Annotated in this window: 13 protein-coding genes; 5 read left to right on the plus strand and 8 right to left on the minus strand. The window is 36.6% G+C overall.

Features of this window, described 5'->3' with window-relative positions; translation table 11 throughout:
• Window positions 1–96: 96 nt before the first annotated feature.
• The 5 genes from UFO1_RS19630 to UFO1_RS19650 all read left to right on the plus strand — a co-directional run bounded on the left by UFO1_RS19630 (window position 97) and on the right by UFO1_RS19650 (window position 5,144).
• Entirely contained in the window at window positions 97–987 is an 891-nt protein-coding gene (locus UFO1_RS19630) for a LysR family transcriptional regulator (protein ID WP_038673594.1), read from the plus strand.
• Window positions 988–1,248: 261 nt separating this feature from the next.
• On the plus strand, window positions 1,249–2,322 hold the full coding sequence (locus tag UFO1_RS19635; protein ID WP_038673595.1) for an HD-GYP domain-containing protein: 1,074 nt from the start codon (window positions 1,249–1,251) through the stop codon (window positions 2,320–2,322).
• A 253-nt stretch (window positions 2,323–2,575) separates the two neighbouring features.
• A complete protein-coding gene (locus UFO1_RS19640; protein WP_038673597.1) occupies window positions 2,576–2,875 on the plus strand; it encodes a LysO family transporter in 300 nt (99 codons plus the stop codon).
• A complete protein-coding gene (locus UFO1_RS19645) occupies window positions 2,872–3,483 on the plus strand; it encodes a lysine exporter LysO family protein (protein WP_038673599.1) in 612 nt (203 codons plus the stop codon). Before UFO1_RS19640 ends, UFO1_RS19645 begins: the two co-directional genes overlap by 4 nt.
• 245 nt (window positions 3,484–3,728) lie before the next feature.
• The gene (locus UFO1_RS19650) at window positions 3,729–5,144 is read left to right on the plus strand and encodes a PLP-dependent aminotransferase family protein (protein WP_038673601.1); all 1,416 of its coding nucleotides are present in this window, start codon (window positions 3,729–3,731) and stop codon (window positions 5,142–5,144) included.
• 40 nt (window positions 5,145–5,184) lie between these two features.
• On the opposite strand, the gene UFO1_RS19655 is transcribed toward UFO1_RS19650, so the two are convergent.
• From UFO1_RS19655 to UFO1_RS19690, 8 genes are all read right to left on the minus strand, one after another.
• Window positions 5,185–5,787, minus strand: coding sequence for an HD domain-containing protein (locus tag UFO1_RS19655; protein ID WP_038673603.1), 603 nt, complete (start codon window positions 5,785–5,787; stop codon window positions 5,185–5,187).
• A 239-nt stretch (window positions 5,788–6,026) separates the two neighbouring features.
• Entirely contained in the window at window positions 6,027–6,455 is a 429-nt protein-coding gene (locus UFO1_RS19660; RefSeq protein ID WP_038673604.1) for a PTS sugar transporter subunit IIA, read from the minus strand.
• 1 nt (window position 6,456) lies between these two features.
• On the minus strand, window positions 6,457–7,254 hold the full coding sequence (gene agaD, locus UFO1_RS19665) for a PTS galactosamine transporter subunit IID (protein WP_201771038.1): 798 nt from the start codon (window positions 7,252–7,254) through the stop codon (window positions 6,457–6,459).
• Window positions 7,241–8,035, minus strand: coding sequence for a PTS galactosamine transporter subunit IIC (agaC, locus tag UFO1_RS19670; protein ID WP_038673607.1), 795 nt, complete (start codon window positions 8,033–8,035; stop codon window positions 7,241–7,243). Before agaC ends, agaD begins: the two co-directional genes overlap by 14 nt.
• Window positions 8,036–8,047: 12 nt before the next feature.
• On the minus strand, window positions 8,048–8,518 hold the full coding sequence (agaB, locus tag UFO1_RS19675) for a PTS galactosamine transporter subunit IIB (RefSeq protein ID WP_051789025.1): 471 nt from the start codon (window positions 8,516–8,518) through the stop codon (window positions 8,048–8,050).
• Window positions 8,519–8,793: 275 nt separating this feature from the next.
• Window positions 8,794–11,550, minus strand: coding sequence for a sigma 54-interacting transcriptional regulator (locus tag UFO1_RS19680; RefSeq protein WP_038673610.1), 2,757 nt, complete (start codon window positions 11,548–11,550; stop codon window positions 8,794–8,796).
• Window positions 11,551–11,745: 195 nt separating this feature from the next.
• Window positions 11,746–12,666, minus strand: coding sequence for a type I phosphomannose isomerase catalytic subunit (locus tag UFO1_RS19685; protein ID WP_038673611.1), 921 nt, complete (start codon window positions 12,664–12,666; stop codon window positions 11,746–11,748).
• A 608-nt stretch (window positions 12,667–13,274) separates the two neighbouring features.
• Window positions 13,275–15,119 carry an APC family permease gene (locus UFO1_RS19690; RefSeq protein WP_038673612.1) on the minus strand — a complete coding sequence of 615 codons (1,845 nt, stop codon included), beginning with the start codon at window positions 15,117–15,119 and terminating at the stop codon, window positions 13,275–13,277.
• Window positions 15,120–15,400 lie beyond the last annotated feature (281 nt).

Below are 15,400 nucleotides of genomic sequence, written 5' to 3' on the forward strand. Positions count from 1 at the left end.
AACTATTATAATTTTAATTTATAGATGAATAATAGTAAAACGAATTAATTACCTATTAAATATCTATATAATCGATATTAATTAAGAGGTGGGGTAGTGTATACTCTTGGAATTGAAGCATTCTTAGCCATCGTACGTACTCAAAGTTTAAGTCGGGCAGCAGAAAAGTTGCATCTTGCGCAGTCTAGCGTTAGTCACAGGCTCAAAATATTAGAAGAAATGATGGGAGCGACCCTGATAGATCGTGGTAAAGGAATTAAAGAAATTAGCTTAACGCCTATGGGAGCAGAATTTCTACAGTTAGCAGAAAGATGGAATTCCCTTTGGCTAGAAACTCAGATTTTAAAGTCACAAGGCCCTAAACTTTCCTTATCCTTTGGTGCCGTAAACAGTCTTAATACCTTTGTTTTCCCACCACTATTTAGTGCAATGACCCAGCACCAACCACCAGTGATATTGGATATTCATACATTACATTCTATCCCCCTTTACGAAGAACTAGAAAAAGGACAAATACACGTTGGATTTGCCCTTAGGGAACAAACCCTTCCCGGAGTAAATGTTGAACGTTTCTTGACAGTACCAATGGTAGTCCTTCGCCTGGGAGAACCTTCTGATTCTAACTCAAAGTTAATAAATCCTAATGAACTAGATCCAAACTATGAACTCTATATACCCTGGGGACCACTCTTCCAAATTTGGCATGATCGCTGGTGGAATCCGCTCTGTCTGTCAAGAATCAAACTAGAAAGTGCTCAACTATTATTTACCTTGTTGCAACATCCCCTCCAGTGGGCTATAGTGCCCATGTGGATAGCAAAGTCAGCTTTAAAAGAAGGGAAATTTTCTTATTACAAATTATCTGATCCCCCACCAGACATTGTTTGTTACAAACTTACCCATAAATACCCCAAACCAAGTACCCTGCAAAGTTTAACCATCCTAGATCATTATCTTGATTTATTAATAACGAAAGATTTTTATTAAATTTATTTTATTTACCTAAATACCTAAAATCGTAAAAGCCGCTAATTACACCTTAAATGGTAATAATTAGCGGCTTATAACATAATGATCCGTGTCATTAAAAAAGTTGGATAACCTAATAAGTATTTCGTACGCACCTTATATATTTTCCACATACTAGGATTCTAACCATATTTTATGTTGATTTTTGTAAAAGAATAAAGGAATTTAAGTATTTTAATTGAAATAAGAATCTACAAAACATAAACGGGGTGTGTGCAGATGAGTAATATAGAATCTCCTAAAGTACAAAAAATAGTCGAACAAAAAATTGAATTTTTAGTACCAGGAATGGAATTAGCTCGTGATGTCTATACAAGCGATGGAAAAATTTTGGCAAATGAAAATACGATCATCAATAAATCAATTGTAAAGAATTTGCAAAATTGGGATATCGACAAGGTTTCTATACTTGCTGAAATAACAGTTAATCCTATAACAGATCCCAAAATCCAACAATTTATCAACAGCTATAATCAATCTGTAACCATAGTTCAAAAAACCTTTGAAGATATTCGTCAAACACAAGAAGTCCCCATTGAAACCTTTACCCAAACTGCCGATGATATCGTTGATAATATATCTGCCACTGGCAATGTTATCGACCAATTATATAATTTACCCCAATGTGATGACTATACATTTCGTCATAGCGTTAATGTCAGTGCCATAGCAGCTCTCATAGCTACGTGGCTAAAATTCCCCCCCGAAAGTGTTAGCGCCATTGCTTTAGCTGGGTTACTACATGATGTAGGTAAATCTCAACTGCCACAGGAAATATTAAATAAATCCCATCTTCTTGCTCCTAAGGACTATGAATTATACAAAACACATACTACTCTTGGTTATAATTTAGTCAGCAAAATACCAAATATAGCCCAAAGTGTACTTTCGGGAATATTAGACCATCATGAAAGAGAAGATGGAAATGGTTATCCTAATAATTTGACCTCAGAAGATATTCATCCTTATGCCAAGATTATAGCGGTTGCGGATTTATTTGATGAATCTTTAACTATAAACTGCGATACTCCTGGTGCATTGAGCCCTTATTTAAGTTTAGATAAATTACGCCAAGACATTTACTCGATTGATGCTAAAACTTGTCTTACTTTTACTGAAAATATGATGAACTTTCTCTCTGGCAACCTGGTCGCTCTCACAAATGGTCAACAGGGACGAGTTGTTTTTGTAAATAAAGATAAACCATCTAACTCCATTGTGCAGCAACATAATGGTAAAGTTATTGATCTATCAGAGACAGATAATCTTTGTATCCATTATATTGTTAGGTAGTAGCAATGTCATTAATGGTAGCTTTTTTATACCCAAGTGTATTTTAAAATATCGTTTAAGGCTCAACATGCAGTAGAACGCTGCCGATTGAGCCTTTTTTGTCGCATAAACTTAGTATTGTACTAGCATTTTGCGAATAGTTATTATTTATTGTATTATTATATGGGTTAACTACATTAATAATTATTAAATTTGGTATCTATAATACATGTATTTATTAGTCAGATTAAAGAACCATACGGGGGGAAATATCATGGAGATTGTTATAATAAGCCTATTGGCTGGTTGTTTACTGGGAGCCAGTAATTTGATTACCGAAAGATGGATTGGGCATTTAGATAAAATTGTAATGATGATTGTATTCATTTTATTAGTTTCGGTCGGTATTGGAATTGGCAGTAATCAAGAACTCATCACCAATTTGACCATATTAGGCTGGAAAGCACTGGTGATTGCAGCATTAAGTACTGCTGGTAGTATATTCGCCTTATGGTTTCTAGTCTCTAAAGCAAATTTTCTACAAAATCACGCCACAGAGGAAAAACAATTATGAAAATGATTGGCTGTATTGTAGCAGCAGTTTTAGCGGGTATTTCTCTTGGATGGCTGATGCCTTCTGTTATGAATTCCCAAGTATTAGATAATGTAATCACCTACGTATTGGCGGCCATGTTATTTGGCGTAGGTATTAGTATTGGACATAACCGCCGAGAATTAGTAAAAATAAAAGCAGTCGGCTGGCGCATTCTACTAGTTCCCTTAGCCATTGCTGCTGGCAGTCTTTTAGGTGCTTCCATAGCTAGCTTATTTTTCAACATGTCTTTGAAAGAAGTATTAGTTGTTGGAGCAGGGTTTGGCTGGTACAGTTTATCAAGTGTGTTAATTACCCAGCTTTATAACGCTGAATTAGGAGCTATTGCATTTTTGGCAAACGTTTTTCGTGAATTAATGGCTTTTGTGTTAATTCCGTTTTTAGCTATTCAAATTGATAAAATTGTGGCGATTGCTCCTGGGGGTGCGACGACGATGGACTCCACTTTACCGCTTATCGCTAAAATGACGGATACGCCCACGGCAATGATTGCTTTCGTAAGCGGCCTTATCTTAACAACCTTAGTACCATTTCTTATCCCCTTATTGTTGACAATTCACTATGGATAGAATCGGCTCAACGTGCAGAATTATACTGCACGTTGAGCCTTACACGTTCTATTCGTGATGATTTAAAATTCATAAGCACTAAAGTCTGGACCTATAAAACTTCCCCAAAACTGGCCCTTTCAAAATTGTGATCTGCATTGTCTAATAAAAACATAGTTTTTTGCATACAAGGAGGAATTCTCTAGTGAAGTATCAATCTAAACATGTACAAAAGAAAAAATTTGAATTCTTATCGGTGAGGCACTATGTTCGTATTAAATGAAAAACTAAAAACTCCTTTATACACCCAGCTCTACGAGCAAATCAGGACTCAAATTTTAAGTGGGCACCTTTCTCCCGGTACAAAGATTCCATCCAGCCGTAAACTCTCAAATGATTTACATATTAGTCGTACTACTGTTGAAATGGCTTATCAACAACTCTATTCTGAAGGATACATTTACGCCAAATCGCGGATTGGGTATTATATTGAAGCACTGGACTTAAACAGTGTCTCTACTCCTCTAGAATCAGCAGTTATTCCAACGGAAGTTATGCAGCCAACAAATATACAAGGGAAATACGACCTTCGGTATGGCAAACTTGATCCAGGGCTCATTCCCTTCTCACATTGGCAACGGCTTATCAATAAATGTATTCGGGAAGAAAAAGATAATCTCACCGATTACGGGGCGCCCAATGGTAATATTGGCCTCCGTAAAGAAATAGCGAGATATTTGCATGACTATCGAGGTGTGAAATGTAGTGTTGAGCAGATCATTCTTACTTCCGGAACACAACATAGTCTTACCTTGGCTTGTCAGCTGCTAAAAGAAAAAACAGATAGTATCGCAGTAGAAGATCCTGGTTTTTTCGGTGCCCATTCCGTCTTTGCTAATGCCGGATTTACGATTCTACCTATTCCATTGAATCATCATGGTTTAGCTGTTAAAGTACTTGCTGCAACCAAAGCTGGAGCAGTCTACGTTACCCCTTCCCATCAATTCCCGACTGGCCGCATCATGCCAATTACTCGGCGACTGCGTCTCGTTGCTTGGGCACGTACCAACAATACCTTCATTATAGAAGACGATTACAGTTCTCATCTTCGTTATAACGTTAAACCGATACAATCCCTTCAAAGTCTAGCATCAGACAAAGTCATTTATATGGGTAGTTTTTCGAAAGCTTTGCTACCTTCTCTGCGAACTGCTTACGTAGTTCTGCCTGAGCAGCTTATTAAATCATCTCGCACTCTGCTATCTGGTATTCCCTCATCTGTTCCCCATATAATACAGAGGTCACTGGAATTTTTTATGCAAGAAGGTCATTGGGAACGTCACCTACGAAAAATGACACGGCAGTTGAAGAAGAGGCATGACATGCTGATGGGGATACTTAAAGCTGAATTTAAAGATCATATTTGCATATCCGGAATGAATGCTGGGGTCCATCTTCTAGTAGAGTTAGATTGCCTTGCTTCGGAACAGGAACTAATTGCAGCTGCTGGGCGTAAAGGCGTGCAGATACGTTCCAGCGGCAATCTATGGATGAACCAATCAGACGAAGGAAAAGTACATGTTTTGCTAGGTTTTAGCGCGATATCTCCCGAGCTCATTTCAAAGGCAGTGCAAGCTTTACATAATGCTTGGCTACCTTATCTTTGCGATAAGCCTTTGTAATATGACTAAAACATGCCCACTTTTCCGGAAATATACTAGGTTACCTAAAAGTATTCTCCTTCACACCTGGCAGCAAATCGTAAATAGACCTGCCAATCCTTTGTTCAAATCTTGCCTTATTTTCAAACAGTAGCTTCCACTTGGCCGTAGTATACTCAGTCGTGCCATATCGCAGGGCAACATCGACTAATCTTTTTTCCAGTAGGCAAAATCCGGTAGGAAGTGCTAGGCAATCACATAACTGAATAAGCCGATCATATTCATTATAATCAATCGATGTTATGTAGGATTTTAAAAAATGTATTTCCTCTGCTGAGCAATCCCACTTCCCAGGATAATCCTCTAGGCCATTGAACCAAAATGTATGGGTAATACAAATCCTCGCAGCATCCTCATATCCTTGTTGTTGTAAAAAATGATAACCATCAAGAGAATGACGCAGATACGTTATCCCTGCCCGTCTGCCGATATCATGCAAATATCCCATCACATAAGCCACTTCACTATCAAGCTCTGGATGCACTTTCGCAATCGCCTCAGCAGCCTGGGCAGTAAACAAAGAGTGTGGTACCCAATTCCCTGGATTGAATTTTTCTGCTTCTAGTAAGAACTGTTTAGCCGTATCCCTGTCGGGGATTTTCATAAATTTCCACCTCAAATTCAATCTGTATGAAGACCGATCCCATTATCTTCCCCAAACTTGATTTTATGATAACTATTCAATAGGATAATTCAAGAATACATTCTGCTACACTTATCCTACAATAAATCAACGTAACGATTTAAATGAGTCAGGGAACCATCCCTGACTCATTCCATTTTAACACGCTTTTTTTGTTAGCTCATCTAGAATTTAAGTTTTAAAATGTCTCTCCTAATTCTTCAAATACCTTCCTCAGGATCGATAACAGTATTTTTATTAACAGTTTCAAATCTTACAGTTGTCCTTTTACTTGAAGAAACCATCGAATCAGCCAGTTCTCTAACTGAAATCTTATCTTTTTGGAACACGCCTTCTAATATAGAACCTATATTACATCCTGCAACAACTTCCATATGATCACTATTGTTAGCAATTTCTACTGAAACTTTAAAAGGAGTCCCACCTAGGATGTCACAAATAAATAACACGCTGGAACCTTTATTTTTTTTCACCACATTTGTCATTTGTTCTTTTAGCATTTGGTCTGTATCGTTTACCATCAAATCGAGATAATATAAATCTCCATTTTGTCCAGCGAGGAGTTCTATTGAGCTTTTAAGGCCTGTCGCATAATTCCCATGACCCGTTATTACTATTACTGTTTTCATCCTATAATATCCCTACCCCTGAAAGTAATATTGCTATCGCAAATGTTCCAAATATTAATAATGGGGGACTCATCTTTTTCCTTAATAAAAACAACATAAATAGCGTATATCCCATAGGTAAAATATTGGGGAAAATTCGATCGATAAAATCTTTTTGTATGGATAAGATATGACCATCACTTATGGAAACCTGAGTTGCAATATCAATATGTACATAGGAAGCTATCAATCCACCTATAACTGTAACACCCAATATGGTAGCAGCTTTTGTTATCGTCTGCGAGCTTGTTTTTATCTTTTCGATTGCCTTTATCCCTAGGTTGTAACCTAAATGTGTCCATACAATACGCAATACAAATATCCCCAAATACACAAGGAAAAATATGATGGGTCCTAACACACTTCCCTGCGCCGCGAAGGATGCGCATACACCTGCCACTATTGGTAATACAGTAAACCAGAATATGGCATCACCAATACCTGCCAAAGGACCAAACAATGCTATTTTTAATCCCTTTATTAAACTTCGATCCTCATTATTTTCTTCCAGTGACAGTAATAATCCCATTAATAATCCAGCAAAATTAGTATTTGTGTTGATAAAATCTAGGTTATTCTTCATCGCTTCTGATAGCCCTTGTTTGTCACCTTTATATATCTTACTTAAAAAGGGTAACATTGCTAATGTGAATCCCCCAGCTTGCATTCTTTCATAATTAAAACTAGCCTGAAGGAAGGATGATGTTAATCCTAATTTTGTAATATCGCTTTTAGATAAAACCTTTCTAGATTCCTTCACTATAATCCTCTCCTTTCCTAGAATTATTGTGTACTATAGAAGCCTTATCTTTTGAATTATAGTATTCATACATTGCTAAAGCAGTACCGAACAGTGCCACAGGTAGTAAATTGGCGAATTTTACAAAGGACGCAACTACAAATCCGATGATTAAATAGGGAACATATTGACCTTTAAGCATAACTTTTAGTAACATGCCGAATCCGACTGCTGGCAATATACCCCCGGCAATTTCAAACCCATGGGTGAGCCATTCAGGCATTGAGCTTACCAAAACTTGCATGGAATCTTGAGCAACATAAGTGCTTAAAAATACTACAATTCCATAAGTTGCTGCCACAATAGCAGTCGTTAAGATATTCAATCTCCAGAAAGCTTTTACATTTGCTTCCTCTGCATACTGATCTGCTTTAACCATGAAAAACGAAAAACAAGAATAATAAAATAAAATTATATACTGCATTAAAAAACTAAATGGCAGCGCCAGACCAATTGCAGTCTTTGGATCCACTCCTGTTGTATATGCAATTACCGTTGTCATTACACCTGCAAGAACGGGGTTTGGTGGTTGTGTCCCACCAGCTGGTGTTAAACCTGCAAAAGCTAACTCCGTTAAGCTACCTGCAATCAAGCCTGTTTGTAAATCTCCAATGATCCATCCTGTTACGCTGCAAACAATGATCGGTCTAAATATATATAAACTCTCAAGCCAGAAGTCAATACCTATAATAATCGACATGACTGCTAACCAAATTCCTTGGTCAAAAGTAATACTGTGCACAACACTTCCTCCTTACTCTATATTATATTTAATATCGCCCGGAGTATCTTGAATAAACACATTGACACCTTTTGCTTGCACATACTTTAACTCTGCTAAGTCCTTATCATCCACATAAACCTTTTTGGCAATTGCCTTTTTGCCTGGCAAGAAGTGCATATTTCCAACATTTACATCCTTAATTGGCACACCTCCATCCACAAGTTGTTTGACTACATTGGGATTTCTACATACGATAAATATTTTTTGTGATGGTGCTGCTTTGTTAATAACTTCGATCGTGTGCTCTACTGTAAAAAATCGAATTCCTACACTAGAAGCCTCAGCCGTCATAGCCATTAATTGTTGTTGCAATGGATCTCCAGCGGCTGCATCATCAACGACGACTAGTAAATTTGCCCCTAAAGACGGAGTCCAGATACTTCCCACTTGTCCGTGAACTAGCCTATTGTCAATCCGAGTTAATAAAATGTTGGGTCCCACATCGTTTGCCTCCTTTATTAAATCCCACCATATACAATAGCAAGAAGCATGCCATTTAGTGTACTTCTTTGCTAACGCCTGTAACCATCAATTTTCATCTCATTTGGCTACTATTTTAGATTCAAATTGGTTTCTGTTCTATTACACTATCAATTCTTTCACAACTTTTTCCCAGTGTATATGCCACTAGTTTCTCTCTTCATTTTAATAACTCTCTAGTCAGCTAGCGGTAATACTTATACAAAAAACATGACAAACGTGCTGTTTGCCATGTTTCACATACAAAACTCTTTTACTCTCGCCTTTATACTATCATAAATAACCTTTATTTCAGAATTTGGTATCTCAATTTTGTAAAATTGTTCTATCGTACTAAATGCTTTTCGTATTAGTTTTTGAAATTGTACATTACACTGTTCAGGCTCTTGTGTTTCCTTGTATTTCACAATTGGTTCTTTGATTACTAATCTTTCTATCATACAACAGATATGTATATATAAGCTTATTTTTAAGTTGTTTTGAAGTTTAAACCCTAACCCTATTTCTAAAGTATACAGTGCCTGCTCCACTTGATCTAGAATTTTATCAGGGTTCAAGATTGTCAAATAATTTACTACGTTATATAAAGTAAAGGATTTAACAACTTCCCTATTAATGTGTTCTATTATTTCCTTATCTACTAGTTCACTTAAGGCATTAGCTAGGACAACATCTCCCCTTTTCATAATTAAATCTTCTAAGGATATGTACGGGATTTCTTCAATTCGAGGATTATCTGTTCCAATGATCAGCTTTATATTATATTGCCTAAATATATAATTCTCTTTTCCGCTCTCTTTTAATTTATCATAATCATAAGCAATCACCATAACTTCCTCATTTACAAAACATCGATTTAGTAAATCCTTTATCTTCATTGCAATTCCGATACCTGTAAAACATGTGGTGATGATAGCATCTTTCTTTTTCTTCTTTGCGGGGACATAACTATATCTACATACATTTTTATCAACCACTTCCTTGGCGACTTGCTCTACTGGCTGAGAATTGAGTATTCTATTTCCAACGTCCAATGCTAATTGGGTAGAGATATTATTAATGATAACGATATCACCATAAAATTCTTCATCTATTTCTTTATAGACATTCTCCAGTGAACCCATATCTACTAAAATGACTAGTCCTTTCGAGGTATCAATTGTTTTAATATAAGAATTCAGTTTCTTACCTATTTCAGCAGCGGAAAGCTCAAAAGGCATATCAAAAGCTTCAAATATATATTTTCCCAGCATCCTATTTGCCAAGCTAGCAATACTGCTTGCAGTACTATATCCGTGAGCAATAATTACGGCATAAATATGATCAAGGCTTAGATCTCGATTTATAGACCTTACATATAACACTATGTATAGAATTACGGTCTTACTTAATATTAGATTTAAATTATGTTCGATTGCTTCTATTAGATGATAAGCAATTTTGTATTCCTTGGAGTACAATTTACTTAAATAATCAATACACCTATCAGTGTTATCCTCATCTTCCTCATAGTTGTATTCTATAAAATAGGTCAGCAAATAGGTTAGAATCTGAACACTATTGCCATAATGCTTTATTCCATAATTGGATTGTATATACATCAAAGTATTTTCCACTATCTTCTCTATTGAGTTAAAAATAACGGTATTTGTATTTCTATCTATCTCATTAAATATGATGTCGTCAATTAATTCATTAAATATAACTAAGCTTTTATTAAAGAACTGATCATAATTCACTTCGCATCTTTGATAGGAATTTATGAGATTTATCATATTCGTTGTTAATGTTGCTGCCTTTTTTAGATCTTTCGTCACATAACTAAACTCATTTTTATCTGAACAGGATAATAACATGTCATTACAATTCATTTGATTTAAAATGATGCCCTCATAATTATTTATAAGTTCTTTTGGTAAGTTATTGATGTTTATCCGAATGGACTTGGAACGTTTCTCGTTATAAAGATTGAATGCATTGGCGCAACTAAGTTTTATCGCATTACTTAACTTGCCGATGTTACCATTTACTTTGCTCTTTAGCAAGATGTCAATTGCTTGATTGCTAACTGATATATCTTTTTTTATCGCTACCGATTCTTTCTTATAAAAATTATAGATTAGCTCTAATTTTTCTTTCATCGGACGCTCTTGGAATGTTGGAATTCTCACTACAAGGGGGATTCTCCGTAAAAAAGTTTGGAGAAAACTATTTTCCGGATCTTCCGTAGTCGCAAACATCATTCTTACTTTTGCATTTCGTCCCTTTCCTGATTCTCCTACTCTGCGAAAAATACCTTGATCTAAAAATAAGAATAATTTTTCTTGTCCTGCGGGAGGTAATCTATGTATCTCATCTAAAAACAAAAATCCACCGTCAGCTTCTTCGATTAATCCCATTCTATCATTATCGGCCCCTGTATAAGCTCCCTTGCAGTGTCCAAATAAAGTAGCTGAAAGAAGTTCCGGATTATTCGCATATTCGGCACAGTTAAATAAGATAAAGGGTGCGGTTTCCTTTATGACCGTCATGGCTTTCGCATACTGAAATACTAATTGAGCTAAAAAGCTTTTGCCTACACCTGAACTTCCAACAAGTAACAAGGGAAGTCCATTCGGTGGATATGACACAGCAGACTTACACTGCTCTATAACATGTCTAAGGCTACCATCAAAGCCAATCAATACTTTAAATACTTCTCTATCCTCTGGAGCTTTTATATTGTCTAAATTTTCCGAAAAATATTTCGCCACTAATTTTAATTCTTTCTTTCTTTTCTCATATATTTCTTTATCTATAAAATATACGGGTCTCGTATTAATCTTTGTAACAAATCCTTCTTTGTTTAATTGATTTAACAGATGACTGACTATATTTCTTTGGAGTTTAAGGCTATCTGCAACGTCCGTTGCCGTTATCCCATATTCCTTGGTACCATCCATTGCAAGAGAACGTTCCCTTAATGCTAGAAAAACCTTCTCTTTATTTGTCATGTAGAATCACCTCCGAGCTTCTTTTTTGCTCCCTAAAAATAACACTGCCATTAATTACTACAATATACTCCAATTACAAGTAAATCCCTGCATCTCCAAGGAGCGGCTATACTATTTAATATGATAGAAAAAGACTTACAAGCCATTAACCGAGTGCTTGTAAGTCCTTTTTTACTATAAATGCAATTTATTTTTTTAAGTTATTTTTAGCAATTCAATATTTCCTTTTATGTTAAACTCACCTAGACATGCTGGAATCAATACAGTTTCTCCAGCATGTAAGGATTCAATAGTGTCCTTATATACGATCTCGCCCGTACCTGCTGTTACACAGTATATGATAAATTGATTATTTGTCTTCTCGGTTTTTTCACCCTGAATCATCATTTTTTCCATGGTGAAATACTGACAATGAATATAATTATTCCTAAAACTACAACTAGGCTGTTCTTTAAAGTTAATGACTTCAATGGCTTTTTCTATATGCAGCTCTCGTTTTTTTCCATCATCACCAACTCGATCATAATCATATACACGATAGGTGGTATCCGAATTCTGCTGTACTTCATAGACCATAACTCCTTCAAGCAAAGCATGAACCGTACCTGCAGGAACAAAAATCATATCGCCAGCTACTACCGGCTCTATTTTCAGCGTATCACCAATCGTATTTGATTCCACTGCTTTAATAAAATCTTCTTTAGTAATATCTTTTCTAAGACCATAAACAATTTTTGCATCTTCTTTGGCATTTATCACATACCATGCCTCTGTTTTGCCAGCTTCTCCTTCGACTTGATGCGCGTATTTATCCTCAGGGTGTACCTGAATGGATAATTTGTCATTCGCATCAATAATCTTAATTAATAATGGAAAGCAAATTTGATTTTTAAACGTTTTACCCATTAATCTTTCTTTGAACTCTGCCATAAGCTCATTAATGTTTTTACCCGCCAAATTCCCATTTGTTACAACACTAGTGCCACTATCATGGCCCGATATCTCCCAGCTTTCCCCTATACAATCGCCAGGCAACTGCCTGCCAAAAACTTTCCTTAAGTTATTTCCGCCCCAGATTCGCTCTTTATAAATTGGTATAAACTTTAATGGATACATAAATTATCCCTCCCATTAGATTATAAATGAACCATTAACTTTCTCCAATAAGGCTTCCATTTATCTAAAATCTATTTTTGATCAAAATCCTGTTCAGTAATATAAAAAAACAAACGCTACCTATATTTCATTAAATCAATTGCTACATATATCCTTCTTCCAGATTATAACACATTTTAAAGATAAGTTCTTTACGTGTATTGAATTTTTACTTCTAAGACTCTCCTCGTCTTCACCCATCACAACGATTGTAGTAATAAAAAGTAAGTTAAGAAAAGACTTGGCTTAGGCCAAGTCCTCAGACGCAGGCAGAAGCCTTAGTCGTTCTTACTTGGAATCAAGGAAGTGTTATACTTTCTGATTCCGCAAAAAAATCTGAACCATACTTTAAATGGTCCAGACATTTTGACTAACTCTCTGTCCTCCCGACAGCAGATGATTTCTCTTTTTCAAGTATTTATTTGATCCACAATTTCGCTAGAATTATCTCGATAACTCTTTACCCCAACAGCAGAAGGTTCATTTCCTAATATTAGTCAAGTTAGTAACTTATATACCTCTAGTAATTTACATTAATTGCACTCCTTATTCAAAGCCCATTACACTTGCTATTTGGTTAAATGATATGGTATCGTCGATACTACAACCTTTTCTTGTAGAATCAAACGCGTCCGTAGGATTAATCCCGTCTGATTATGGAGAAGGCGATGCCACCACTTTTTTGTTTGAAATTCAGAAATAAGAACTGAGATAATGTCTTCTCTATTAGTCTCTTTACGTAGGCTTTCAATAAAGCGAATCAGAGGGGTAATCGTCAGTCTATAGGGGGAATAGATCATTGTTAAAGGTATATCGGGCTGCCATTGCTTCCACTGTTCCTCCACCTTTTGTCCAGACTCTTCATTGAGTGCCACATGAACTGCAATAACGTCTTTACTAATCATCTGTGCATAATGCAAGGTTTCCACAACAATGCGCGTAGGGGTGGCGACAGGAATGACTACGATATTTTTTCCACGTCTAGGCTCACCAAAATTCGCGGTGAGCTCTTCCTTGGGAAGGCGAAGTTGTTCACTTACGTCACTATAATGAATACGTATTAGCTTAAAAATATAAATCATAGTCGGTATAAAAATTAGTACAATCCATGCCCCATCAGAAAATTTACTAACAGCAATAATGAGAACAACGAGTCCTGTTATACTCGCCCCGAAAGCATTAATCGCTACACGCGTTGCCCACTGCTGACCCCTTTTTCGGTACCAATGAACGACTAAACCCATTTGCGCAATGGTAAAGGAAAGAAACACGCCTACGGCATATAAGGAGATCAGATGCTCTACATTTCCACGAAAAACGTATATTAGTATCCCGGCCATCCCACTTAGTAGGATGATACCATTGGAAAAACTAAGACGTTCTCCCCGATTACCAAGATATCGTGGCATGTACCCATCCCTTGCCATCAAAGAAAGAAGAGGAGGTAATCCATTATACGAAGTATTGGCCGCAAGATAGAGTATAAGCATTGTGCTTATTTGTATATAGTAATAAAACCAATTACGAGCAAAAACACTTTCAGTTAATTGAGATAACATGGTTACATTTTCTATAGGTAGTAGATGCTGATGCAAAATTAGAAAGGATATACCAGCGGTCATCACCCCGAGAATACTTGACATCCAGTACGTAGTAGTTATGGCATTGAGTACCTCCGGCTGCCTAAATGTCGGTACTCCGTTCGATATCGCTTCAATCCCAGTCATAGAACTACAACCATTCGCAAAGGCACGTAGAACCAGGAACCAAACAGTCCAATCCAGTGGCGCCCGTACCACTGACTCCGCAGGTAATAACGGGGCTGAACTAGTAAATGCTTGATATAGCCCGAAAATAATTAACACCAAGATCCCGACAATAAATAGATAGGTAGGAATAACAAATACATTAGCCGACTCCTGGACACCTCGCATATTGATAAGCATCAATATGCCAAATAGTACTGCAAGATTTATCAATATTTCGTATTCAATAAGACTTGGAAAAGCGGAGATTAAGGCGGCAGTTCCAGAAGAGACACTTACAGCTACTGTCAGAACATAATCTGCAAATAAAGACGCCGCTGCAATCAATGCCGGATATTCGCCCAAATTGTGAAGTGCAACCGAATAGGACCCGCCACCTCCCGGGTTTGCTCTTGCAACCTGAGCGTATGAAATGGTGACCACCGTAAGGAGTATTAGTACTGCAATTAAGACATAAGAAAAATAACCATAAACTAGCAAACCAGAAAGTGCGAAGGTTAACGCAATCTGCTCAGGCCCATACCCTACAGAAGACAAGGCATCTGAGGAGAAAATAGAAAGCGCTTTCCATCTTGGCAGTTTTTGGTGAGTTAACTCTTTGTTATGTAAAGGCCGCCCAAAAAGCATTCGGCGAATTTTTTTTATCATAATAAAACCTCTTTCTAAAAATTTGATCTTTTTATTATGCGCAAAAATGCTACTCTCTATTTGCAATCAGTTACATATAAATAAGAAAAAAGAAAGTACTGGCAATCCAATACTTTCTTTTCGTCTTATTTATTAAGAGTAATTAAATCAAATTCAACCTTAGCTTTCCCTTACACATTCACCGTGAATTGGTATTAGGGCAAACCAAGTATTAGGTCTCTTTCTACGCATAGTTAGGCGGTCGTATCTTTGCCTGGCCTGACGAAGACTTCCACAGGTTT

This window comes from Pelosinus sp. UFO1, assembly GCF_000725345.1.
GTDB lineage: Bacteria > Bacillota > Negativicutes > DSM-13327 > DSM-13327 > Pelosinus.

What these genes read in the sequence shown, in the direction of transcription:
- UFO1_RS19685 (WP_038673611.1), bottom strand. Translation starts at nt 12,666, where the DNA reads ATGTATCCATTAAAGTTTATACCAATTTATAAAGAGCGAATCTGGGGC.
- UFO1_RS19645 (WP_038673599.1), top strand. Translation starts at nt 2,872, where the DNA reads ATGAAAATGATTGGCTGTATTGTAGCAGCAGTTTTAGCGGGTATTTCT.
- UFO1_RS19650 (WP_038673601.1), top strand. Translation starts at nt 3,729, where the DNA reads ATGTTCGTATTAAATGAAAAACTAAAAACTCCTTTATACACCCAGCTC.
- UFO1_RS19635 (WP_038673595.1), top strand. Translation starts at nt 1,249, where the DNA reads ATGAGTAATATAGAATCTCCTAAAGTACAAAAAATAGTCGAACAAAAA.
- UFO1_RS19640 (WP_038673597.1), top strand. Translation starts at nt 2,576, where the DNA reads ATGGAGATTGTTATAATAAGCCTATTGGCTGGTTGTTTACTGGGAGCC.
- UFO1_RS19680 (WP_038673610.1), bottom strand. Translation starts at nt 11,550, where the DNA reads ATGACAAATAAAGAGAAGGTTTTTCTAGCATTAAGGGAACGTTCTCTT.
- UFO1_RS19655 (WP_038673603.1), bottom strand. Translation starts at nt 5,787, where the DNA reads ATGAAAATCCCCGACAGGGATACGGCTAAACAGTTCTTACTAGAAGCA.
- UFO1_RS19660 (WP_038673604.1), bottom strand. Translation starts at nt 6,455, where the DNA reads ATGAAAACAGTAATAGTAATAACGGGTCATGGGAATTATGCGACAGGC.
- UFO1_RS19690 (WP_038673612.1), bottom strand. Translation starts at nt 15,119, where the DNA reads ATGATAAAAAAAATTCGCCGAATGCTTTTTGGGCGGCCTTTACATAAC.